Annotated in this window: 22 protein-coding genes; 15 read left to right on the top strand and 7 right to left on the bottom strand. The window is 71.6% G+C overall.

Annotated elements, in window-relative coordinates; genetic code table 11:
- Nucleotides 1-31: 31 nt before the first annotated feature.
- The 3 genes from ACIRVF_RS29900 to ACIRVF_RS29890 form a co-directional block, all read right to left on the bottom strand.
- Nucleotides 32-1,531 (bottom strand): hypothetical protein, encoded by a 1,500-nt coding sequence (locus ACIRVF_RS29900; RefSeq protein WP_402824504.1) that lies wholly within the window; start codon nucleotides 1,529-1,531, stop codon nucleotides 32-34.
- A 297-nt stretch (nucleotides 1,532-1,828) separates the two neighbouring features.
- Nucleotides 1,829-2,275, bottom strand: a complete 447-nt coding sequence (locus ACIRVF_RS29895; protein ID WP_402824501.1) for a hypothetical protein — start codon at nucleotides 2,273-2,275, stop codon at nucleotides 1,829-1,831.
- Nucleotides 2,276-2,469: 194 nt separating this feature from the next.
- Nucleotides 2,470-4,029, bottom strand: coding sequence for a D-alanyl-D-alanine carboxypeptidase family protein (locus ACIRVF_RS29890; protein WP_402824498.1), 1,560 nt, complete (start codon nucleotides 4,027-4,029; stop codon nucleotides 2,470-2,472).
- Between the two features lie 862 nt (nucleotides 4,030-4,891).
- Between ACIRVF_RS29890 and ACIRVF_RS29885 the strand changes: the two genes are divergently transcribed.
- Nucleotides 4,892-5,353: a hypothetical protein gene (locus ACIRVF_RS29885; protein ID WP_402824495.1), complete on the top strand. Its 462-nt coding sequence runs from the start codon at nucleotides 4,892-4,894 to the stop codon at nucleotides 5,351-5,353.
- A gap of 115 nt (nucleotides 5,354-5,468) precedes the next feature.
- On the opposite strand, the gene ACIRVF_RS29880 is transcribed toward ACIRVF_RS29885, so the two are convergent.
- The 3 genes from ACIRVF_RS29880 to ACIRVF_RS29870 all read right to left on the bottom strand — a co-directional run bounded on the left by ACIRVF_RS29880 (nucleotide 5,469) and on the right by ACIRVF_RS29870 (nucleotide 9,079).
- Nucleotides 5,469-6,956 carry a PQQ-binding-like beta-propeller repeat protein gene (locus ACIRVF_RS29880; protein ID WP_402824492.1) on the bottom strand — a complete coding sequence of 496 codons (1,488 nt, stop codon included), beginning with the start codon at nucleotides 6,954-6,956 and terminating at the stop codon, nucleotides 5,469-5,471.
- Nucleotides 6,957-7,276: 320 nt separating this feature from the next.
- Nucleotides 7,277-7,699 carry a hypothetical protein gene (locus tag ACIRVF_RS29875; protein WP_402824490.1) on the bottom strand — a complete coding sequence of 141 codons (423 nt, stop codon included), beginning with the start codon at nucleotides 7,697-7,699 and terminating at the stop codon, nucleotides 7,277-7,279.
- A gap of 186 nt (nucleotides 7,700-7,885) precedes the next feature.
- Entirely contained in the window at nucleotides 7,886-9,079 is a 1,194-nt protein-coding gene (locus ACIRVF_RS29870; RefSeq protein ID WP_402824487.1) for a PP2C family protein-serine/threonine phosphatase, read from the bottom strand.
- 81 nt (nucleotides 9,080-9,160) lie between these two features.
- Here ACIRVF_RS29870 and ACIRVF_RS29865 point away from each other — a divergent pair, with 81 nt between their 5' ends.
- The 3 genes from ACIRVF_RS29865 (at nucleotide 9,161) to ACIRVF_RS29855 (ending at nucleotide 11,999) form a co-directional block, all read left to right on the top strand.
- Nucleotides 9,161-9,721, top strand: coding sequence for a MarR family winged helix-turn-helix transcriptional regulator (locus ACIRVF_RS29865; RefSeq protein WP_402824485.1), 561 nt, complete (start codon nucleotides 9,161-9,163; stop codon nucleotides 9,719-9,721).
- Nucleotides 9,722-9,897: 176 nt separating this feature from the next.
- Nucleotides 9,898-10,311: an STAS domain-containing protein gene (locus ACIRVF_RS29860; RefSeq protein WP_402824482.1), complete on the top strand. Its 414-nt coding sequence runs from the start codon at nucleotides 9,898-9,900 to the stop codon at nucleotides 10,309-10,311.
- Nucleotides 10,312-10,427: 116 nt separating this feature from the next.
- Nucleotides 10,428-11,999, top strand: a complete 1,572-nt coding sequence (locus ACIRVF_RS29855; RefSeq protein ID WP_402824479.1) for a PP2C family protein-serine/threonine phosphatase — start codon at nucleotides 10,428-10,430, stop codon at nucleotides 11,997-11,999.
- Between the two features lie 75 nt (nucleotides 12,000-12,074).
- Here the strand turns inward: ACIRVF_RS29855 and ACIRVF_RS29850 are convergent, their stop codons facing one another.
- Nucleotides 12,075-12,248 carry a CsbD family protein gene (locus ACIRVF_RS29850; RefSeq protein WP_402824476.1) on the bottom strand — a complete coding sequence of 58 codons (174 nt, stop codon included), beginning with the start codon at nucleotides 12,246-12,248 and terminating at the stop codon, nucleotides 12,075-12,077.
- Nucleotides 12,249-12,625: 377 nt separating this feature from the next.
- Between ACIRVF_RS29850 and ACIRVF_RS29845 the strand changes: the two genes are divergently transcribed.
- From ACIRVF_RS29845 to ACIRVF_RS29795, 11 genes are all read left to right on the top strand, one after another.
- Nucleotides 12,626-12,796: a hypothetical protein gene (locus ACIRVF_RS29845; RefSeq protein WP_030279177.1), complete on the top strand. Its 171-nt coding sequence runs from the start codon at nucleotides 12,626-12,628 to the stop codon at nucleotides 12,794-12,796.
- A gap of 526 nt (nucleotides 12,797-13,322) precedes the next feature.
- On the top strand, nucleotides 13,323-14,333 hold the full coding sequence (locus tag ACIRVF_RS29840) for a YdcF family protein (RefSeq protein ID WP_402824474.1): 1,011 nt from the start codon (nucleotides 13,323-13,325) through the stop codon (nucleotides 14,331-14,333).
- Between the two features lie 182 nt (nucleotides 14,334-14,515).
- On the top strand, nucleotides 14,516-14,869 hold the full coding sequence (locus ACIRVF_RS29835; protein WP_402824472.1) for an STAS domain-containing protein: 354 nt from the start codon (nucleotides 14,516-14,518) through the stop codon (nucleotides 14,867-14,869).
- A gap of 125 nt (nucleotides 14,870-14,994) precedes the next feature.
- Nucleotides 14,995-15,438 carry an ATP-binding protein gene (locus tag ACIRVF_RS29830; protein WP_402824470.1) on the top strand — a complete coding sequence of 148 codons (444 nt, stop codon included), beginning with the start codon at nucleotides 14,995-14,997 and terminating at the stop codon, nucleotides 15,436-15,438.
- A 192-nt stretch (nucleotides 15,439-15,630) separates the two neighbouring features.
- Nucleotides 15,631-16,035 (top strand): STAS domain-containing protein, encoded by a 405-nt coding sequence (locus tag ACIRVF_RS29825; RefSeq protein ID WP_402824469.1) that lies wholly within the window; start codon nucleotides 15,631-15,633, stop codon nucleotides 16,033-16,035.
- Nucleotides 16,036-16,164: 129 nt separating this feature from the next.
- Complete coding sequence (locus ACIRVF_RS29820; RefSeq protein ID WP_402824466.1) at nucleotides 16,165-17,040, top strand: RNA polymerase sigma factor SigF; 876 nt, start codon at nucleotides 16,165-16,167, stop codon at nucleotides 17,038-17,040.
- Between the two features lie 34 nt (nucleotides 17,041-17,074).
- Nucleotides 17,075-17,545, top strand: a complete 471-nt coding sequence (locus tag ACIRVF_RS29815) for an STAS domain-containing protein (protein ID WP_402824463.1) — start codon at nucleotides 17,075-17,077, stop codon at nucleotides 17,543-17,545.
- A gap of 110 nt (nucleotides 17,546-17,655) precedes the next feature.
- Nucleotides 17,656-18,099, top strand: coding sequence for an ATP-binding protein (locus ACIRVF_RS29810; RefSeq protein ID WP_402824460.1), 444 nt, complete (start codon nucleotides 17,656-17,658; stop codon nucleotides 18,097-18,099).
- 150 nt (nucleotides 18,100-18,249) lie between these two features.
- The gene (locus ACIRVF_RS29805; RefSeq protein ID WP_402824457.1) at nucleotides 18,250-18,612 is read left to right on the top strand and encodes a helix-turn-helix transcriptional regulator; all 363 of its coding nucleotides are present in this window, start codon (nucleotides 18,250-18,252) and stop codon (nucleotides 18,610-18,612) included.
- Nucleotides 18,613-18,732: 120 nt separating this feature from the next.
- Complete coding sequence (locus tag ACIRVF_RS29800; protein WP_402824454.1) at nucleotides 18,733-19,110, top strand: STAS domain-containing protein; 378 nt, start codon at nucleotides 18,733-18,735, stop codon at nucleotides 19,108-19,110.
- Nucleotides 19,111-19,273: 163 nt separating this feature from the next.
- Nucleotides 19,274-21,364, top strand: coding sequence for a SpoIIE family protein phosphatase (locus tag ACIRVF_RS29795; protein WP_402824451.1), 2,091 nt, complete (start codon nucleotides 19,274-19,276; stop codon nucleotides 21,362-21,364).
- The last annotated feature ends 12 nt before the right edge of the window (nucleotides 21,365-21,376 follow it).

The following is a 21,376-nucleotide window of genomic DNA, read 5'->3' as shown; positions in this document are numbered from 1 at the left end:
CCGTCCGGCGTCCGAGTCCTCCCGGCGCCCGTCAGTGCTTCCTGCGCGGGGCCGGCGCGGGTGTGAGTTCCAGCTCCCACGTGCCCGGGGTGTCCACCACCAGCAGTCCCGGGCCGGTGATCGAGGCGGTGCGGCGGAAGGTGCCCAAGTCGTGGGTCACGGTGCGTCCGTAGTTGCCGTACTTGTCGACGCGGACCCCGTCCGCCACCTCCTGCGGGGAGACCAGGCGCACGCTGCCGTTCGCCCCCGGTTGCTGGAGGTGCATGGACAGGCGCAGGTCGCCCTCGGCGGGCAGCAGCAGCACCTCGGGGCCGCGGCCGGTCAGCGCGCCGGTCAGCTCGCGGGCGTCGGACAGCGGCCGCAGGCGCATCGACCAGCGGGCCTTGCGGTGGACCTCGATCCGGACGTGGGTCCGTTCGACCGGCACCAGCACCCGGCCGCGGTAGGGGTCGGTGTCCTGGTGGAAGGGGGACTGGGCGGTGCTGGACCGGGTCCGGGTGAGCAGGTGGAGGTGGTGGTAGCCCTCGCCCTCGCAGGCGATGTCGAGCAGCGCCACCCGCCCGGGCTCGGGGCGGTCGATCGGGATCTCGGTCGATCCGTTTCCCTCGAACCAGTACGGGTCCGGGGTCACTCCGGCCCGCAACTCCCACTCGGCCTTCGCCAGTTCCTCCGGCGAGACCAGCTCCAGCGGGACCCGGCGCCCGGCCAGCCGCGCCTCCAGGCGCAGCAGCGCCACCCGCCCGCTGCCGACCGCGCCGAGCACCCGCTTGAAGCGGTCCCTCTCCAGGCCGCGGGCCGCCTGCTCGGCCCGGTCCAGCGCGGCCTCGGCGGCGCGGCGGTCGCGCAGTGCTTCGGCGGTGTCGTACTGCGCGCCGGCGTCGTCCCGGGCGTCGGTGCCGTGCGGCGCCGCCGCTCCGTCCGGCGTGTCGGTGATGTCCTGAGGCGGCAGCAGTTCCAGGCGCTCGCGCAGTTCGGCGATCATCGCGGTGGCGTCGCGGCGCTCCGCGCGGCCGGCCAGCATCTCCTCCAGGGCGGTGCGGCCCTGGCGCAGCACCGCGCTCAACGACTCCGTGCGGCCCGCGCCGTCCCGGATCCGCTCCGCGGAGGCCAGCGCCGCCTCCGCCCGGCGCTGGGCGGTGCGTTCGACCGGGTCGGCATCGATGGCGTCAGTGATGCGGGCGGCCACCGCGGCATCCAGGTCCAGCCGCAGCGTCTCGATCGCCAGCAGGTCCTCATCCGCCAGTGCCCGCGCCGTCCGCCCCGCGCGCGGGGTGCGGGTCGCGGCCGGCAGGACGGCCGGGGTGCGGGCGGCCGGCCCGGTTGCCGCGTCGGCCACCGGTGCCACCACCGCTTCCGCCACCGCTTCCTCTGCCGGTTCCGCTGCCGGTTCGAGCACCGGGCGCTTCACCGGTCCCGGGATCGGGCCCACTTCCCGCACCGGCCCCAGGGCCCCGGCGGCCCGGCGCAGACCGAGCACGTAGCCCGTCACGCTGCCGGCCGCCAGCAGCAGCCCGACCAGAATCCCGCCCACGAACACCATCAACACGGCCCCCCGAGATCATCGAGAGGCCAACGTACCCGCCGGCGGCGCCGGACGGGATGGGCGGCGCCGGACGGCACGATCCGCGGCGATGTGGGGCACTTGGAGCGGGTGCGAACGTGGTTCGGCCGCCCGCTGGGGGACACGGAGCCGACTGTTGAGTGCCGTTGAAAATCGTGATGCGCTTGCCACTGAGGATGAGCATGTCGGTCCAGCAAGAAGGCCCGCCGGAGCTGTCCAGCGGGCCTTCGGTCTTCGTGGTGTCACTGTGATGCTCACGGTGCCGAACTACCCGAGTCCGCAGTCCACGCTGACCTCTATGGCCGTCAGTCGACCACTTCGAAGATCCGCTGCCTGCGTGCCGGAGAGATGCCATTCCTCGGGCGCGGAGCGACCGAGGCGGAACGTCGAAACCGTGAGGCCGCAATTCCCCGGTCCTTCGAACTTCCCCCGGGCCACGAGGTCGAACAGGTCGTTCGGTTGCGGCGTCACCCAGGTCTCCGGACCGGTGTGGGTGATCGTCAGTCCTGGACCGGACAGCAGCTGCGCTGCGTTGCCTGACCCGGCGGGTCCCACGTAGTCGGCGACGGTGTTCGTGGTGCCGGGATAGGACTCATCTCGGATGAGTACGCGTCGATAGTCGTGAACAGAGAGCTGCTCGGTGTGTGTCCGCGCGTCCGACTCGTCGCCCCCGAGGGAGACGACCGCAGCGGCCGCGACGCAGAGCACCCCCAAGCCCGACAGCCACCACCAGTGCCGAAAGGATCGGCCAGGGGGTTTCAACTCATGCCTCCCGTGCGGTTCCAGCGCTGTGGCGCCAGAAGGCACGACGCTGACGACGAGCGTGGCGGTTCCGCTGGCGGAAGGGTCATTCGGCGCCCGGCAGGCGCCCCGGTGTCGTGGCCGCCACACGACTTGCCACTTCGGCGTCACCGTAGATGGGCGATCCTCTGACTGAGACCGGGTGTGGTCAGGTCGTGCTGTAGGACAACTGGTACCTCCGTGCCGGCGGCTTGGCCGGTGCGAAGGGCGATCGTGCCGGCGGTGGTGCCCGCTTTCGCCCTGTGCGGCAGACCCGTGACCGGTGCCGAGAGCGTCAGTTGGGTGGATTGGCCGGGCCAGCCGATCACCGTGAGCTCAGCTCCGGCGACCACAGGGGCACTCCCGCCGAGTCCGTCGTCGAGGTAGCCGACGACATCGCCCCTGTGGACGACGGTGGTGCAGGTCAGGGCCTTCCGAACCTGGCCGATGAGCTTCTGACTGACAGCGAGGGCCTTGGCAAGGCCGTAGTCGGACGCGCCGGCGCTGTGTTGAGCCATCACGACGCCCAGGATGAGCTGCTTGCTGCCGCCGACGGACTGTTGGGCGGCCCACATCAGGTTGCCGCCCGCCGCCGAGGTCGAGCCGGTCTTGATTCCGATGACGCCCGGGTCGACAAGGTCGGTGTTGTTGTTGTCGATCTGGCCGACCCCGGCGATGGTCACCCGCGGCATGGCGACCACCGCGCTGAACGCCGGGTCCTGCATGGCGGCTCGGGCCAGCCTGATCTGGTCGACGGCGGTGCTTCGGGTACCGGCATCCAGGCCACTGGGATCGGTGTACGTGGTGTCGTTCATACCGAGCTGCCGGGCGGCCCCGCTCATCCGCCCCAGGAACGCCGCTTCGGACCCTGCGTCCCAACGACTCAGCAGACGTGCGATGTTGTTGCCCGAAGGGATCAGCATCAGCTGCAGCATCTGGCGCTCGGTGAAGCGCTGACCCTCGGCGACCACGGCCGTCGACTCGCCCGGGGCCCTGGATTCCTTCGCCGTCTGCGCGTCCACCGCGATGACGGGGCCGTCGTCGCCGTTCTTGAGCGGGTGGTCCTGGAGGACGACATAGGCGGTCATCACCTTGGCCATACTGCCGGTCGGGATCGGCTTCTGATCACCGTACGTACCCAGGCTGCCGACGCCCTCGACCTCCACGGCCGCCTCGCCCTCTCCCGGCCAGGCGGGCGTCAGCGGGGCGCCGGCGATCGTGTATGACGGCGCACCCGTCATCACCAGCACCGGTCCCGGCAGCGGACGCAGCACCTGCACCGCGCAGAAGACCACCGCCAGCAGCGCGACCAGCCCGGTGGCGATCCCCACCCGGCGCAGGCCGCCGCGCCGTACGGCCCGCGACCGCTGGGGCGCCCGGGTCCGACCAGGGACCACCGTGCCTGGTGACGCCTCGTTGGCGGTGGCGACCAACCCGAGGGCCTCGGCGAGGGGGACGTCCGGCGCTTCTTCGCACTCCTCGGCTCCCGCCAGGGCGCCGGCGTCAGCGCGTGTGCCGTCCGAGGCCTTTCCGCCGGGCGTCACGGGCACGGCCGGCTCATCCGGTGCCTCGGCGCGGTCATCGTAGGTGCCGAGGAGCCCGGTGGGCCTGGTCGCACTGGTTGCCAGGGGCTCGGCCGCCCGGTCGGCGCCACTGTCGCGCGCGCCTGAGTCCACGGCGTCGGGCACGGCCGAGTCCCGGGCCGTGCCCGACGACTGCTCCGCTCGTACGGGCGTTGCGGGCTCCGCTTCGGTTGCCGAGGTAACGGCGTCGGCGGGCCGTTCGACGCCGGGCCGTATCGCGGCCCGGGCCTCCCGAACAGTGCTCACAAGCTGCTCCCTCCAGGTGTTCGCCGTCAGTTTGTGCGCCGGTTCGTCCCCGCCGCGACGGTGGGCCGGCGATCTGGGACGCGGGGACGCCGCTACCCCGTTTGAGCTGGGAAGACGTGACCTCCCTGGGACGCGCCGGCAGGGGCTCGGGATGGCGCGGCCGGTGCTGCCGTTCCGCACCGGCGCGCTCAAGGACCGGCCGCTGTCCAGATACCCGCCCGGCGGGAAGGCCTGGGAACCGATCCCCTGCCAGAACTGACGGGACGTCCTCCGCCGACCGGTCCGCCGAGGACGTCCACCCGCGTCTGCCGGGCGTCGGCGCCGGGGACAGGCGGGAGCACATCGGACGCCTCACCCCGTGCTCGCGCCTCGCATGAGGCGGTCCGCGGTCTGCGGGCGGACCGTCCGCACACGCCCGGTGGGCGGGTTTCATCCACAAGGTCGAGCTCAGGCAGACCAGTTCAGCCCTGCTCCATGGGGAAGAGCGTCCCGTTCGGCTCCCGAACGGCAGGAGGAGCCGCGGCGCGCAGACCCGCCGACAGCCAGGCCGAACCGAGCACCCGAGCGTGCAGGCGTACGAGCAGGCCCGCCGCAGGCGCCGCAACCGCCTCCCTCGACTTCGAGGACTGCGGGGCAACCGACCCGGGTCTTCGCAGTCCAGGTGGGAAGCCCATAATGGGCGACCAGCCCGAGACGAGACCGAGCAGAGGATGTCATGGTCGTGAGAGCCGGCCTCCTGATTTTCATCACGCTGTTCCTCTTGCTCGTGGACTTCACATTCGTGCGCGCCGCTTGGTTGTCCTGGCACCATCCGGCCCGGGCGCCACGCATGACGTTCGCCAGGTCGTCCGATCCGTCCGTGAGACGCGGGCATGAACGGGGCGTCGTGCCTTTCGCGGGCGGATTCCTGCTGCTCACCGTCATGATGTTCGACGTCTTCATCGCGAACAGCTGGACTGGGACTCCGAAAGTCGTGGCTGCCGTGATCGTGGCGGTGAGCATGGTGGGCTTCATGCTCGGCTTGCTGCTGCACCTCACCGTGGTCTGGTTCAACTGGCCACGATTCCTCGTCCCACCGAGTCTCCGGGGTGACGTCGGCGTGTTCGTCGAGCGGGCACGGCATCGTCGGGAACTCGCCGCGGCTCTTCGCGAGGCAACCGGCCGAGGCACCGAGCGTTCTTGACGCAGCGCTGGACCCCGGGGAGGGGCCGCCTTGGCGTGCAGCACCCGCACCTCCCGCCACGGGTCATCCGGGGCGCAGACCTGGGCGCGGTGCTCACGTGCGTCGCCCCGGACCCTCAGTGCAGGCCGCGGGCCGGGGGTTCGGCGGCGGTGCCGTCCTCGGCGAGGACGGTGAACCGGTTCGGGCCGACGACGGAGAGGTCCGCCGGGTAGTCGGATTCCGTGTCGTGGACGGGGAACTGGGCGTCCTGGTGGCCGGTGGCAGCGTCGACCCTCGTCACCGTGCTCCGGGTCATCGCCCAGACGCCGGCGCCGTCCACGGCCAGGCCGGTCACCTGGTCGTCGAGCCCGGACGTCCACCGCTCGCCGCCGTCGGCGAGGGAGTAGGCGACCAAGCGGCCAGTGGCACGACGGGTGTTGTGGTTCTTGCCGCCGATCGTGACGTCGCCGGGCTTCTCGCCCGGCACGATCAGCAGGTCGTCCTCGATCACCGCGCCGTACAGCGGGCGGGCGGTGAACCGGCCGGGACCGGAGGTGCCGCCGAGGAGGACGTCCAGGTCGTACGCGTCGCCGGAGACCGGGATCGTCGAGCGGATCCGGCCTGACGGGTCGAAGGAGAGTACGGCGTGCGTGCCGCGCTCGCCCGTCTCGTCGGCCCAGACGGTCAGCGGGGCGGTCGAGAGCACGGCCACGGTCCGCAGCCCGTTGGCCAGCGGCAGGGCGGCGTGCAGCCGTTCGCTCCCGTCCGCCGCGGACAGGCTCCCCAGCACCGGGCTGCGGTGGTCGCACTGCGCGACGGTGACGACGGTGCCCGGACCGCCTGCCACGTGCAGCGGCGCACAGCCGGCGTCCGGGGCGCTGCGCCACGCGGTGCTGCCGTCGGCGAGCGCGAGGGCGCGCCAGCCGGCGCCGTCCTGGACGACGGCGCGGTCCCCGGCGATGGCGAGCGAGCCGGCCGCGGCACCGTCGCCGGTGCGGGCGGGCGCGTCGACCGGGGCAGTCCAGCGGGCGGCGCCGGTCGCGAGGTCGAGCGCGACGACGGCGGCGCACGGCCGGTCGTGGGCGCCGTGGCCGATGAGTCCGACGCCGCCGCCGGTCTCGCGGCTCATCGCGCACACGGAGTCCTCGGCGGGCGGGGTCCAGCTCCAGGCGACCTCGCCGGTGGTGCCGCGGTAGGCCACCACCCGGTCGGGTCGGGCCCGGACGACGAGGTCGCCGCTGGTCCAGGTGCCGACGGCGCGGATGCCGGTGGGGCGGTCGGGCGGAGCGGTCCAGGTGTCGTTGAGGCAGTGGCCGGCGAAGGTCACGAAGATTCCCAGGCCGAGCAGCACGCCGACGGCGGCGGAGGGCAGGCCGACCTTGGGGTGCAGCATGGAGAGGATGAACCCGGCGCCGCAGGGCATCATGCCGATGACGGCGATGATGGCCATGACGTCGACGCTCGTCCCGCCGTAGCCGTGGTCTCCCCCGAAGAGCGCGCTCAGGCCGAGCGTGATGAGCAGGGCGCCCAGCACCCCGCCTGCGACCGGTCCGAGGTCCTCCAAGTCGACGTCGCGCCAGGACCAGGACCGCTCGGGCACTCTGTCACTGATGGTTCCGTTCATGCCGCCCCCCGTGCCGTGCACCGCCGGAGCCCCCTGCCCCGACCGCAAACGATCATGGCAGAGACCGGGCCCGGCCGGACGGGGTTCCGCTACACCCGTCCGACCCGGACCGGACGGGTCCGTGCCGGCCCCGTACAGCAGGGCGGCGACACGCTCGCCCGCCACGGGAGTTCCCGGTGGCGAGCCTGCTGCCGGGACTTTCGTGCTTTCCGGAGAGCGGAAGGTCTTGCGATGCGTGTGGCTGCGTGGGCGGGGCCCGGTCGGGCCGATGGTTGGACGTCAGGCTCATCGACGGCCTGTATCGAGGTCTGGCCGGCAGGTCACGGCGAGCCGGGCGACGAACGCGACGGCGGCGACGCGGACGGCGACGTCACCGCTGTCCGCGGGTAGGAGCAGCCCGGCGGAAGCGCGTCCTCGCCCTTCGCCACCCAGTAGGTGTCCGGCGTGGTCGGGCACGGCAGCGGACTCGGCCGGGTCATCGCACAGACCGCGGCGGCCGACCGGCCGAGGCTGCGGTACTCCCACCAGTCGGTCGGGCACCGGACGGCCGAGCCCGTCGGAGCCGGCCCGTGCTGGATGCGCGTGCACCCGCCGGTCGGGTAGTTGGAGCTGTCACAGCTGTACTCGCCGGGCGGCGAGCGGAGAGCCAACACCGCAAGCCCGCCGATCAGCAGCACGATCGAGGCCAGTCCCGTCCAGACCTCCCGCGGGCCGAATCGTCGGCCGGAACCTCCCGCGTCCATCCCGCCCCCCGGTTCACCGGACTCCACGCTCCCCTGGAGGGGATACCCGCCTCGCCCCCGCCGTACGCCGTTCCTTGCACCCTGCTGCCCCAGCCCGCATCCGCGAGGCATCAACTCCAGTTGGACCGCGGAGGTGGATGCGCGGTCCGCGGCGTGCGTCCTCGCGACGGGCAGGATGGCGGCGGCTCACTCCGGCGTGGCATCGGCCGACGCCGGATGGCGGCCGTACCAGTCGAGGCAGACGACCAGGGCGTCGTCCAGGGCATCGTCGTCGCGGTGGCGGCCCAGCTCGGTCAGTACCGCTCGGGGGACTTCGGCGGCGGGCAGCAGCTGGGTGGCCAAGATCGCCCTGGCCAGCGCCCGCTCGCCGTAAGGCTCGCCTGTCTTGGAGGTGACCGCGTGCACGCCGTCGCTGACGAAGATCAGCCGGTCGCCTCGTTCGACCCGAAGGCGCTGCGCCTCGTACGGGGTCTCGTCGGCGAGACCCAGCGGTAGCTGCGCCTCGAACGGAATGTGCTCGACCGCTCCGGCTCGGAGCCGGAGCAGCTTGGGCGAGCCCGCGTCGACGATCTCGACCAGGCCGGTGTCGAGGTGGAACTCCAGGAGCAGGACCGACACGTGGGCCTTGCCGCGGTACTGCCCGTACACGGCCTGGTCGGCCAGGGCCGCTTGGTCGGCGATGCTGACGCCCGCCCGCCGGGCGTTGCGCAGGGAGTTGACGACCAGGTTGGTGAGCAGGGACGCCTCGATGCCCTCACCCATGCCGTTGGTGACGGTCAGAGTCAGGTGGTCCTCGGTAGCGGACCAGTCGAAGTTGTCACCGCGGATCGCGTAGGCCGGTTCGAGCTGGGCACCGATGGCGTACTCGTCCCGGGCACAGGCGCGGGCAGGCAGGAGCTGCCACTGCATCTCGGCGGCGAGAGTGAGTCGGTTCTTGCGGCGGGCCTGGAGATAGAGGTCGGTGTCGCGTTCCGCGACGATGATGTGGTAGCCGAGCAACTCGGCGATTTCCGACAATTCGTCCTGCACGGAGGGGGTGAGGGTGGAACTGTCGAGGCCGACGCTCAGGATGCCGAGACGGTCACCCCGGACGGTCACCGGCAGGTGCAGCAGACATGTTCCCTCGGAGGCGCCCGGCTCAGCGAAGGGCTCCTGCGAGCCGAAAGCGCGGCCCGGAGCACTGGTGTGCACTGGGAGCGGCCGCGCGGTGTGAGGCAGTTCCGTGACCGGCTGCAGCACGGTCAGGCTGTAGTCGGCCAGAAGCAGCTCGACCTGGTGTGCGCGGTAGAGGTCGGTGAGGCCGGCACGGATGGTGTCCAGCAGGGCATAGGGCGCGGCGACGCGCAGTGCGCGTTCTACCGCCGACAGGTTGGCCGCCAATCAGTTCGCCCTCTCGTTCGACCGCCGACTGTTTTGTTGGCGGTGTGTCTTGTGTGGTGGTACGGGTGCCAAGATGGCCCCATGGACACAGTCTTCCCCCTGCCGGGCCGCCCAGACGCCGCGGCCATCGCGTCGTCCGTGGTGGAACTGCTGGAGGTGCTCTGGGGCGGTGGCCGCGACCTGGTCGCCGCGCCGGTCTCGGTGTCACAGTTGCGGGTGCTCTACGTTCTGGAGGCCAGTGACGGAATAAATTTGCGCACCCTCACACAGGCCCTGGACACCCGTCCCTCGTCCGCCAGTCGGCTCTGCGATCGGCTGGAAGCGATCGGTCTGGTGCAGCGCACCCCGAGTGCGGCCAGTCGACGGGAGCTCGAACTCCACCTCACGGCCTCCGGTCGCGCCTTTCTCGCCGGTCTGCGGGCGGACCGGGAGCAGTCCCTGGAGCGGGTCCTCGAAGCCATGCCCGACGCGGACCGCCGCGCGCTGATGTCCGGGCTGACGTCCTTCCGTGCAGCGGCCCTGGGCGTCACGGCGCAGCGAACCACCTCAGCGGGCTCGCACGGGGTACCGGGCGGGGAGCCGGTCGCTGATGTGTCCGGCCACGATGTCGTACGGGGTGTCGGCCCCGCACGTAGCGCCTGAACCAGGCGTTCGCACTGCCGGCCCCGCTCGGGCCACCCGGCTCACGAAGCAGCAACGGATCATTGCTGAGCGGCAATTGTTGTCGAAGCGCAACTATTGCCTCTAGGGTGGGCCATATGCCGCACTTTGCGGTCCCGGGCCGCGCTCCGCGCACCGCCCGGTGAAGGGAGGCCGTAGTGGCCGAACGACCCCGCATGGCACCGGGCTGCTTGACAGTGGACGTGACGATCGGCACAGATGTCGCCCACATCGAACTGTCCGGCGAGATGGATCTGGAGACCCTTCCGCAGTTCGAGGAAGCGGTCCGTCACACGCTGCTCACGCACGCCCGGATCGTGATCGTGGACGCGAAGAACCTCACGTTCTGCGACTGCGCGAGTCTCGGCGGTCTGCTCCGGGCGAAGAAGCGCATCACGGAAGCACCCGCCACTTTCCACCTCGCCAACCCGTCACCCGCTCTGCTACGTCTCGCCGATCTCACCCGTACTCGCAGTGCTCTCGGCCTTTCACCGCAGCTACCGACGGCCCGTACCGAGCCCGCTCCCGCCAACGAGGGTGAACCCGTAGCCGTCGCCCCCCGACCGAGTTGAACGGCCCGGGGCGGGATCGGGTGCCCGCCGAAGGGCCGCGTACCTTCGCCGGCGGGAGAGGGGCGGCGGCAGCCGGTCTTGTCGACGCGGGCGGTCCACGTGACATGCTCGTTGGCATGATGGACCACGAGCAGCTGGTAGTGCAGGTACCGGGCGACAGGCCCGCGGCGGAGACCGGCCTTGCGGTGGTTCGGGAGGTCCTGGCCGGCCTCCCCGGTTCGGTGGTCTTCCTCCAGCCGGAACGCGGACCGCGCGGCGAGGTGGTGGACTTCCGGTTCATGGCCGCCTCTCCTGAAGCGGTCGACATCGGCGGGCGCAGCGGAGCCCAGCTGCTGGGATTGACTGTGCTGGGCACGTATCCGGGGGTCGATGCCACGGGCTTGTGGCGCGGCTACCTGGCAGTGCTGGAGAGCGGTGCCCCGTACGAGGGGGAACTGGAGTACGAGGAGACGGCGGCCGGCATCCCGCACCGGTCCCGGTACGGCGTGCGCGCGGCCCCGTGCCAGGGCGGACTGATCGTCTCCTGGAACCGTCTGGACGCCAGTGAGCGCGAGCAGCGCCGCCTGGCGCTCATGCAGAGTCTGGGCCGGATGGGCTGGGTGGACCGCGACCTGGTCCGAGCCGAGATCACCTGGTCCGACGAGGTGTACTCGATCTTCGAGAGGGACCCTTCTCTGGGCCCGATGACGCTGGAGGACCTGTCGGCCCATGCCGAAACCGAGGACCGTCCGGCGGTGGAGGACGCGGTGCGGCGCCTGCTCAAGGTCGGGGAGCCGATGGATCGCACCTTCCGCGTCCGCCTGCCCGGCCGAGCGGTGCGCCATGTGCGGGTGGTCGCCGAGGCGGAGACGGACGTACACGGCGACCCGGTGCAGGTCCACGGCTTCTTCCAGGACCTCACAGCCGCCAAGCTCGCCGAACAGCAGCTGCTGGAGCACCAGGAGGCAGCCCTCTTCCACCAGAGCCTGCTGACCGCCGAACGCGACCTCGCCGCCCGGCTGCAGGACACCCTGCTCCCACTGCCCCAGCAGACGCTGGACCTCGCGGGCCTCACCGTCGACGTCGCCTACCTGCCGCTCCAGGAAGGGCTCAGCCTCGGCGGCGACTGGTACAGCGCCATCGAACTGCCCGACGGCAGCGCACTTCTCGTCGTCGGCGACGTCGCCGGCCACGGCCTGGACGCGGTCGCCACCATGGCCCTGCTGCGCTTCACCGCCAAGGGGATGGCCATCACCGGCACCCCCCTGCCGGACATCCTTGCCCGGCTCAACACCCTCCTGCTGCACACCCCGGAACGCAACGGCCCGACGGCCACCATGATCATGGCCGTGTACCAGCCCGCCGCCTCCCGCCTCACCTGGGTACGCGCCGGCCACCCGCCACCCCTGCTCCTGCGCGACGGCCGGGCCCGCTACCTTCCCTCCACCGGCGGCATCCTCCTGGGTGCCGTCACCACGCCCCACTACGAGGCCTCCACCCTCGACCTGCTGCCCGGCGACCAGTTGCTCCTCTACACCGACGGCCTGGTCGAAAGGCGGGACGAACCCCTGGACGAAGGCCTGGGCCGCCTGGCCGACACCGCCCTGGCCCACGCCCACACCCCACGACCCCTGGACGGCATCGTGCGGCCCCTCATCGCCCCGCACACCCGCCGCGACGACGTCTGCGCCCTGCACATCAGCCGATGACGAATCCCCCTGGACCCGGTCGTACAGGTCTGGACACCCCCGAGTCGGGGTGTCCAGACCTGTTCGACTGCGCGGTCAGTCCTTGAACGCGTCCTTGATCTTCTCACCGGCCTGCTTCACGTCGCCCTTGACCTGGTCGCCCTTGCCCTCGGCTTCAAGGCGCTCGTTGCCGACCGCCTTGCCTGCCGTCTCCTTGAGCTTCCCCTTGACCTTGTCACCGGTGTTCGAAGCCTTGTCCGAGGTGCTCATCGTGTTCTCCCTCCGTATCGCAGCCTGTCCCGGGACCGTCTGCCCCGCCGCCGCGCAGACATGCGCAGGATCGACAACTCCCATTTCCAGCAGCTGAGTTCGGCAAATCGCGAAACGGGCACGGTTGCCGCCTGCTGCACCGGGCGCGAAGAGGCCGCTCGGCGGTGGAAGGTTCTCGCCGTGCGCGGGATCACCCCACCGCTTCTCGCCACTGTCCCCGAACCGGGGGAGGCGAAGGCCTTCGGTCGCTGGAACCCGGCCCCTGGGCAGCCGGGGGCGAACGTGCCGGCGAGTGGCCGATTTCGCAGGCATGCTTCCCGCCGATCGGGTCACCAGCATGAACGTCTCAGTGGACGGACGAAGGAGATGACAGACCCATGGGTGCTCTTCTGCTGGTACTGCTGCTCGCCGTCGTGCTCTTCGGCCTCGGGTTCGCAGTGAAGGTGTTGTGGTGGGTGGCGCTGTTCGTCCTGGCGGTGTGGCTCCTCGGCTTCGTGGTCCGCACCGTCGACGATGCCGGCGGCCGACGCCGCTGGTACCGGTGGTGACGTCGACACGGCCGGTGAGAAAGAACTCCCGTCCCATGCCCGCCGATTGAAGGTCCGGCCGCGGCGGGGCCGGGTGCCCGGGCGCGCACCCGGCGACAGGACCCCGGACGCCCGGCGCATCGCGGCGGCAGCAGTGGCCCGCGCCCTCGGAGCGCTCCTGGCCGGTCGGCCTCGCAGCTGGACTCCGGCCCGGGCCCCGGGGCGGCGACACCCGGGGCCCGGGCCCGACGCATTCCCGTGTCACGTTCCAGGACCCGGACACGCGCAGGCACCGCAGGAGGCATCGCGGCAACGGCGGAGGAGACCCTGTTCGTCCCTCCCGGGCCCCGGCGATCCATCCGTCCGTGGTGCATGTTCCCCCCTCTGGCGCGCACAGTCCTCCGCCGGCACACGGCACCGCGCGTGCGGCTGAACGGCCAAGGATCGGCCCGGACTCCCCGGATCAGACGTCGACGACGGCGAAGATGTCCGTCAGCCCGTCTGCCGGCGGCAGCCGCCGCCCCAGCGCCTCTTGCAAGGAATCGCAGTGACTTCCCTCCTCCTTCTGGCCGCCGCTCTGCTCCTGCTGCTCTTCGCAGGGCGTTTCCGTGATGACCGGCGTCGCTTCGGCAACGGCGTGCTCCTGGGCCTGGGCACTCTCCTCCTGTTCGCCGGCTCCTTCCTGGAGTTCGCCCGCTTCCACCGCCCGGTGGCCCAGGCGGTGGCCGGCGCCACCGGCGTCGCGGCAGTGGTGAGTGCGACGGCCGTCGCCGGGGCCCTGCTGGCCAACGGCATCCGGATGGTACGCGCCGAAGGCGGTCGCCCGGCCAACCTCCTGTCACTGCTGGCGGGGCTCGGGGTCCTGGCCGTACTCGCGCTCGCGGTCGTGACCGAGCGCACCGACCAGGGGCCGCTGCGCGCGGCGGCAACCGCCGCCCTGCTGGTGGCCGGCTACCTGGCGTTCCTCTTCCTCTGCTTCGCCGGCTACGCCGCGCTCTACCAACGGGTCACGGCACGCCGCCCGGTCGACTTCGTCGTCGTGCTCGGCGCCGGCCTGACGAACGGGTCCACCGTCCCGCCGCTCCTGGCCGCGCGACTGCAGAGGGCGCTGACCCTGTACCGGCGCCAGGCGGCCCGAGGACGGCCCCCGATCCTGGTGGTCTCCGGCGGCAAGGGCTCGGACGAGCGCGTGCCGGAGGCCGAGGCGATGGCCGGCTACCTCATGGCGCGGGGCGTCCCCGAGGCGCACGTCCTCCAGGAACGCGCCTCGACGAACACCGGGGAGAACCTCGCCTACAGCCGGGAACTGATGGAGCGGATCCGCCCGGACTACCGCTGCGCCATCGTGACCAACGACTTCCACGTGCTGCGAGCGGGCATCCTGGCGCGCCGGGCCGGGGTTCCGGGCGAGGCCCATGGCGCGCCCACTGCGGCCTACTACCGGCCGAGCGCGACTCTGCGGGAATTCGTGGCCGTACTCGTCTCCTACCCGCTCGCGAACCTGGCGGCGTGCGCGGTTCTGGCCGCGGCCGGGGCCCGGGCGGGCTGGTACGGCTGAGCCGGTGAAACCCGACCGCCCTCCGGGGATTCGACGACGCGCGAGACCGTGGGTGTCCGGCGTGCGACGGCACGGCCCGCCGACGGGCCGTGCCCGCGGGGGACCAGTCGCCGGGTTGGTGAGACGTGGACGTGGTGAGAGGGTGGGAGCAGTCAACGCCCCGGAAGGGGGCTGAGCCGGTCATGACCGAGCTTCACGTCTTCACCAGTCGCCAGAGTGCCACCCTGACCCTCCACCCCCTCGGCGAGATCGATCTGGACACCGCCGGCTGCCTGGTCGGAGCCGCATTGGCCGCGGAACGGGGGGCGGGTACCGACCTCGCCGTCGATCTGACCGGGGTCACCTTCATCGACTCCTCCGGCATCCATGCCCTGGTCACCCTTCAGCACGCCGCCCGGGACGGCGGTGGCGCGCTGTTCGTGAGCGGAGCCGGCCGTCAGGCCCGCGAACTGCTGGCGTTCACCGGCCTTGCGGACCTGCTCGGCCGGCCGGCCGATCCCCCCGGCCCCGGCCGGGAACCGGAGCGGGATGTGTAGAGTCCTCGGGACGGCAACACGTTGCCCGAAGCCGCCGCGTACCGGTGCGGCCAGCAGGTACCGGCGCTGGGACCTCCACTGAGTGCTCCCGCCTGGAGGGGCCCGTGACAGTCAGAGGAGTGAGGATGCTGGTGGACAACCTCTCCGGGGCTCGCAGCGGCCAGTGGTCGGTTCGGCACGTCTTCGACGGCCGGCACGGAAGCATCGGCGCCGCCCGCGCCGTCACCCGGGACTTCCTCGCCGCGCTGCACCGTGCGCGTCCCAGCGACGACCCGCGGGCGGCCGACAACATCCTGCTGGCCGTCTCGGAACTGGTCACCAACGCCGTGCGGCACACTGCCGGCCCCGGACGGCTGCACATCGACTTCACCGAGGAACACCAGGTACGGGTCACCGTCAGCGACACCAGCACCGCCGCACCCCGGCCCCGCGCTCCGCAGCCCGATGGCACCGGCGGTTACGGCTGGCTCCTCCTGGAGGAACTCGCCGACACCCTGACAGTGGTTGCCCACGAGGGTGGCAAGCACATCCACGCCGCTCTGCCCTGGCCCGGCCGCGCGCGCGGCTGACGAAGGCCGGGCGGGATGCCCATGAGCAGGGCCCGGTTCCTGCTGCCCCCGTCGGTTTGATATTCATTACCTGAATCGCATGTCATGAATTCCTTGACGCCTTCCTGAGCCGCAGGTGATCGTGTCGGTCGTACCGCCGCGCCCAGCTGCGGGAAGCGAAGCGCGCCGCCACGAGTGTGAGAGGACCTGCCGATGACGCCGACCGCATCCTCCGGCACCGACGACTGCCCCCTCGGGAACGGGGCGACCTTGACGGTGCAGCGCTCCGACGGCGTCGTCGTCGCCGCCCTGGCAGGCGAGCTCGATCTGGACAGCGTGGACGTCGTCCGGCTGGACCCGGCCGTGCTCTCCGGGGCGACCCACTTGTTGTTCGACCTCGCCGAACTGGACTTCTGCGACTCCAGCGGCCTGAACGCGCTGCTGCGGCTGCGGGCCGAGGCCGCCCAGCGGGGCATCGAGGTCGGGCTGTGTGCGCCGGGTGAGCGGGTGCGAATGCTGCTCCGGGTGACCGGCACGGACCAGGTCTTTCCCCTGCACCCGAGCGTGGAAGCCGCCCTGGCGGCGACGGCCGACCCCACCGCGGTCCCGGCCCGGTGACGCGCGGGACCGACCACGGGCGGCCCACGCTGCATGAAATTCACACAATTCCTTCACGTGACTCGCGTGCATGATGCCGGCGATCGCGGGCATCTGGGAACGAACTTGACCGGCTTGGAGAGGAGCACCATGACCACGCGAACCGAGGCGCCCGAGCTGGCCGCCCGGCCGGTCGGCACCGCGGAGGCCGTCCGCCACGTCGCGCCGGAACTGCTCGACATCGGCAGTCCCGGCGATGTCGCCCCGGCGGACGCGCGGGAACTCACACGGGTGCTGCTCAAGCGCCTCGCGACCCTCGAAGAAGGGACCCGCGAGTACTCCTACGTCCGCTCGACCCTGGTCGAAATCAACCTGTCCCTCGTCCGGTACGTGATCCGCCGCTTCGACTCGCACCGCGAGCCGCAGGAAGACCTGCTGCAGGTCGGCGCCGTCGGCCTGATCAAGGCGATCGACCGCTTCGACCCCGAGCGCGAGGCGGAGTTCTCCACCTTCGCCATCCCGACGGTGCTCGGCGAGATCCGCCGCCACTTCCGGGACACCACCTGGGCGGTCCACGTCCCCCGCCGGCTCCAGGAACTGCGCATCACCCTCGCCAAGGCCCAGGACCACCTCACGCTGCAACTCGACCGCGCACCAACGGTCGCCGAGCTCGCCCACCACCTCGGCCTGACCGAGGAGGAGGTGATCGAGGGCCTCACGGCCGCCAACGCCCACACCACGGGATCCCTCGACCACGGCAGCGCCGAGGACGACGAAAGCCCCAGCCCCCTCGCCGACCGGCTCGGCCAGGAGGACGCCGCGCTCCTCCTCGCCGAGAACGTCGTCGCGCTCAAACCCCTCATCGCGAAGCTGCCGGAACGCGAACGGCTCCTCCTGTCCCTGCGCTTCACCGACGAACTCACCCAGTCGCAGATCGGCGCCCGGCTCGGACTGTCGCAGATGCACGTCTCCCGGCTGCTCACGCGCACCCTGAAGAAACTGCGGGACGGCCTGAACGCAGGCTGAACGGCCCCCGGAGCAAAGGCTCTTCTGCTGGGCGGTGGACGGCGCCGGGGCGATCCGGCTGCCCGGAGGGGGCGTGCCTGGTCACCAAGGAACTTCGTGGGAGGGGACGTTGTCAGCCCGAGATGAGAACGGTGCAGCCCTGCCGGCGTCAGTGCCCGTCGTGGGTCCGGCGGTTCGGGTGTGGCGCGCTGCGGACGGGGCAGCCGTCTGCAGCTTCGCAGGCGACGTGGACCTCGACAACGTCACCGAGGCCGACACCGCGCTGCAGGAAACACTCGCCGCACGTCCCACCCTGCTGGTGGCCGACCTGGAGCACCTCGGTTTCTGCGACTCCTCAGGCCTGAACCTGCTGCTGAAGACGCGCATGAACGCAACCGCGGCCGGAATCCCGTTCCGACTTGCGGCGCCGCCGCAGGCGGTCACGAGACTGCTGGACATCACAGGAGCCCGCGCCGTCTTCTCCCTCCACCGCTCCGTGGACGAGGCGCTCTCCGCCCCTCGATGACGCCGGACTCCGTCCGGCACTCCGACCACCGCCCCGATGACGACCCGCATGCACCGACCACGACAGGGAAACCGGTGAGCAAGAGCGTCAAGCCGGAAGGACAACCGCTCATGAACACCAGCCGGGAACTCCTCGGCAACGAACCGGTCCCCCACCTCACCGCTGTGCCTGCCGGCGGTCAACGGAGACGCCTGGCTCTGGCAGGGGTGCCCCGGCCGGTCGCCCGGGCCCGGACATTCACCGCCACCGCTCTCGCGGACTGGGCATGGCCCGACCCCGCCCGTGCGGGCGACATCGTCCTGCTGGCCGCCGAACTCGTCTCCAACGCCATGCTCCACGCCGACGGTGCAGTGGAACTGGCACTGCACATCACGACGGCGCGCCTGCGCATCGCCGTCAGCGACCGGTCACCGGCGCTGCCGGAACTGCGTCGCCCCCACCGCCCCGGCCTGCCCGGAGGACACGGACTGTTCATCGTCCAGCAGACCTGCGACCGCTGGGGCGCAGCCCCCCACCGCGACGGCAAGACCGTCTGGGCCGAGTGCGACCTGTGACCGGAAGGTGCAGGAGTCCGCCCGAAGCAGCCGCCTTCTCACGCCGCATCCCGCAGGCTCTGTCCGGGACGCGCCCCGTGTGCTCACCATTACATGAACTGTCGTACGTGTTTTATGGTTCATGAATAGCTGTTCGGTACAGTGGTGGCCATGCAGACAGTGCCCGAGCCGCACACCGGATGGACGTTCCTGACCAACCATGCCCGCGTGCTGGCGGCGATCGCCGACAACCACGACACCCGCATCCGCGACATCGCCGCGCACTGCCGGCTCACCGAGCGCGCCGTCCAGAAGATCATCGGGGACCTGGAACGGGACGGCTATCTCTCCCACACCCGCCACGGGCGCACCAACACCTACCAGATCGACCCCACCAGAGTGCTGCGCCACCCGGCTGACGCCGGGCTGACCGTGGCCACCCTGCTGTCCGCGCTTGTCCGGGACGAGGCCGATCGCGTCCCGGCTCCGGCCGACCGGACCGTGGGCCTCGCATCCGGTCCGGCGCAGCTGTGACGGCCCTGGCGCGAGCGCGAGCGGTCCCGCTTCGGGGTCCCCGCCTGGCTGCGGCGGTTTCGGTGGCCCGGTACGCGGGCGAGGTTCGAAGAGGCGGAGGAGGCGCCGACGGTGTTGCGGGTGGACATCGAAACGGGCGGGCGCGGGTGTGTGCTCGCCGTGCGGGGCGAGCTGGACATCGACAGTTGCGTGCAGGTGTACGAGGCGATGGACGTGGTGCTCGCCGCGACGCCGCTGCCGCAGATCGTCGTGGTCGACTGCTCCACCCTCCGTTTCTGCGACTCCTCGGGCCTCAACGCCCTGCTGCGGATGCATCGGCGGCTGGCGTCGCACGGGAGTGTGCTGCGGATGGCGGCGGTCCCGGGTTCGGTGAGGCGGGTGTTCACGTTGACGGGTCTGGACCAGGTCATCGGGCTGTACGGCACGGTGGCGGATGCGTCCACCTTCGGTGCGGGCGAGGACGGTCCGTCCTCGGCGTCCGCCACAAGCGAGAGGTAGCAGGAGTATGACCCGCGTGTCAGGGCAGGATGCCGCCAAGGTCTCGCAGATGGGAACGGCTCGCACGGTGAACCCGGCGGGCAGGCCGAGCTCCGAAGAGGATCTTCGGTCTCTGTTCGGCCGGTCGACGGCTGTCTTCGCGTCCCTGGCAGGGCCCGCGCACATGGTGGAGGCGGCCAACGACGCGTTCTGCGCCGCGATCGGCGGCGCGCAGCGGATCCGCAGCGGGGAGCCGCTGGGTCTGCTGATGCCCGAACTGGTCGAGCAGGGCTTCATCACCTTGCTGGACCGGGTCTACCGCACCGGGCAGCGGTACGTGGGGCGCGAGGCGCGGGTGATGCTCGGCTCTTCGGCCGCGGCGCGCGAGGCGTTCTTCGACTTCACCTACGAGCCGCGCCGGGACGCCGGCGGCAACGTCACCGGGGTCCGGGTCATCGGGGTGGAGACCACCCAGATCAAGCACGCCCGGCGGCTCACCGCCGAGCACCGCGCGTTGCTGGAGCAGATCGCCCGGCAAGCGCCCCTGACCGAGGTGCTGGAGGGCATGGCCCGCGCGATCGAGGACCTGGCCCCGGAGGAGGTCCTGGTCTCGGTGCTCCTGGCCGACGCCGAGGGCAGGCATCTGCGGCACGGCGCCGGCCCGAGCCTGCCCGACTTCTACAACCGGGCCATCGACGGCATCGCCACCGGCGAGGGCGTCGGCTCGTGCGGCACCGCCGCCCACCGGCGCCAGCGGGTCATCGTCACGGACATCGCCACCGACCCGTTCTGGGACGACTTCCGTGACCTCGCCCAGGCCGCGCGGCTGGCGGCCTGCTGGTCCGAGCCCATCCTGGCCAGGGACGGCTCCCTGCTGGGCACCTTCGCCATGTACCACCGCACCCCCCGGGCACCCCAGGAGTCCGACCTCGCCCTCGCCCGGGTCTTCGCCGACACCGCCGCCCTGGCCATCGAACGCCACCAGGCCGAGCAGGCCCGCCTGGCCGCCGAGGCGAAGGAACAGGCCGCACGCGCCGACCTCGCCTTCCTCCTGAACGCCAGTACCGCCCTGACCCTGGATCTGGACCAGACCCAGACCCTGCAACGCCTGGCCGACTCCTGCACCCCGGTCCTGGCGCCGCTGTGCGCGGTCGACATCATCGCCGACGGGCGGGTGAGCCGCATCGCCACCGCCGCCCCCACCCGCGCCCAGCAAGACCTGCTCGCCTCGCACATCCCCGTCTACGACGCCCACGACGACGCCGTCGCCCGCGTCCTGGCCTCCGGAGTGAGCGAGATCGCCCGCCGCACCCCCACCGGGCCCGGCCCCTGGAAAGACCTCGGCGTCACGGGCTACCTGTGCATCCCCCTCCTGGAACGCGACCGCGCCTTCGGCGCCCTGACCCTGCTGTCCACCGGCGACCACGCCTTCGACGGCCACACCGTCGCCCTCGCCGAGGAACTCGCTCGCCGCGCCAGCTCCGCCGCACTCAACGCCCGCCAGTACACCCAGCGCGTCACCCTCGCCCACGACCTGCAAGCCGGCCTGCTCCTCCCGGAAATCCCGGTACTGCCCGGCGCCCAGGCCGCCGCCTACTACCACCCCGCCGGCGAAGGACTCGACATCGGTGGCGACTTCTACGACCTCTTCCCCCTCGACGACGGCAGCTGGGCGTTCATGCTCGGCGACGTCTGCGGCCGCGGCGCCACCGCAGCCACCACCACCGCGCTCGTGCGCCACACCGCCCGCGCCGTCGCCCCCCTGCTGCCCGGCCCCGAAGCGGTCGTCCGCGCGGTCAACAAGGCCCTTCTCCAACGGCCCGACAGCCACGGCACCGGCTTCGTCACCCTCGTCTACGGCCACCTCACCCCCGCCGACGGCCACGGACTCGACCTGACCCTCGTCCGCGCCGGACACACCCACCCCCTCCACCTCGACCGGCACGGCACCGCCCACCCCGTCGACATCCCCGGCACCCTCATCGGCATCAGCGACGACCCCCACCTGACCACCCACCACCTGCACCTCGAACCGGCCGAAAGCCTCCTGCTCTACACCGACGGCATCACCGAAGCCCGCAACCACCAGGAACAGTTCGGCGAGGAACGCCTCGTCGAGGCCCTCAGCAACGTCCCCGCAGCCCCGCTCACCGCCCAACAGACCATCGACACGCTCACCCGCGCCGTCCACGCCTTCACCGGCTCGCACGGCATACACGACGACCAGGCCGCCCTCGTCCTCACCGCCGACCTGCCCACCAGCCGAACGAGGTGAACTCACGGGCCG

It is taken from the genome of Kitasatospora sp. NPDC101157, assembly GCF_044768255.1.
Lineage (GTDB): Bacteria > Actinomycetota > Actinomycetes > Streptomycetales > Streptomycetaceae > Kitasatospora.
Note: the sequence above shows the minus strand (reverse complement) of the source record. Positions and strands in the feature narration are given on the sequence as shown.

Bases quoted from the DNA above. Each gene is read 5' to 3' on its own strand.
- ACIRVF_RS29855 (WP_402824479.1), top strand. From the start codon at position 10,428: ATGATGGACCACGAGCAGCTGGTAGTGCAGGTACCGGGCGACAGGCCC.
- ACIRVF_RS29835 (WP_402824472.1), top strand. From the start codon at position 14,516: ATGACCGAGCTTCACGTCTTCACCAGTCGCCAGAGTGCCACCCTGACC.
- ACIRVF_RS29865 (WP_402824485.1), top strand. From the start codon at position 9,161: ATGGACACAGTCTTCCCCCTGCCGGGCCGCCCAGACGCCGCGGCCATC.
- ACIRVF_RS29880 (WP_402824492.1), bottom strand. From the start codon at position 6,956: ATGAACGGAACCATCAGTGACAGAGTGCCCGAGCGGTCCTGGTCCTGG.
- ACIRVF_RS29825 (WP_402824469.1), top strand. From the start codon at position 15,631: ATGACGCCGACCGCATCCTCCGGCACCGACGACTGCCCCCTCGGGAAC.
- ACIRVF_RS29820 (WP_402824466.1), top strand. From the start codon at position 16,165: ATGACCACGCGAACCGAGGCGCCCGAGCTGGCCGCCCGGCCGGTCGGC.
- ACIRVF_RS29810 (WP_402824460.1), top strand. From the start codon at position 17,656: ATGAACACCAGCCGGGAACTCCTCGGCAACGAACCGGTCCCCCACCTC.
- ACIRVF_RS29845 (WP_030279177.1), top strand. From the start codon at position 12,626: ATGGGTGCTCTTCTGCTGGTACTGCTGCTCGCCGTCGTGCTCTTCGGC.
- ACIRVF_RS29795 (WP_402824451.1), top strand. From the start codon at position 19,274: ATGGTGGAGGCGGCCAACGACGCGTTCTGCGCCGCGATCGGCGGCGCG.
- ACIRVF_RS29875 (WP_402824490.1), bottom strand. From the start codon at position 7,699: ATGGACGCGGGAGGTTCCGGCCGACGATTCGGCCCGCGGGAGGTCTGG.
- ACIRVF_RS29850 (WP_402824476.1), bottom strand. From the start codon at position 12,248: ATGAGCACCTCGGACAAGGCTTCGAACACCGGTGACAAGGTCAAGGGG.
- ACIRVF_RS29805 (WP_402824457.1), top strand. From the start codon at position 18,250: ATGCAGACAGTGCCCGAGCCGCACACCGGATGGACGTTCCTGACCAAC.
- ACIRVF_RS29830 (WP_402824470.1), top strand. From the start codon at position 14,995: ATGCTGGTGGACAACCTCTCCGGGGCTCGCAGCGGCCAGTGGTCGGTT.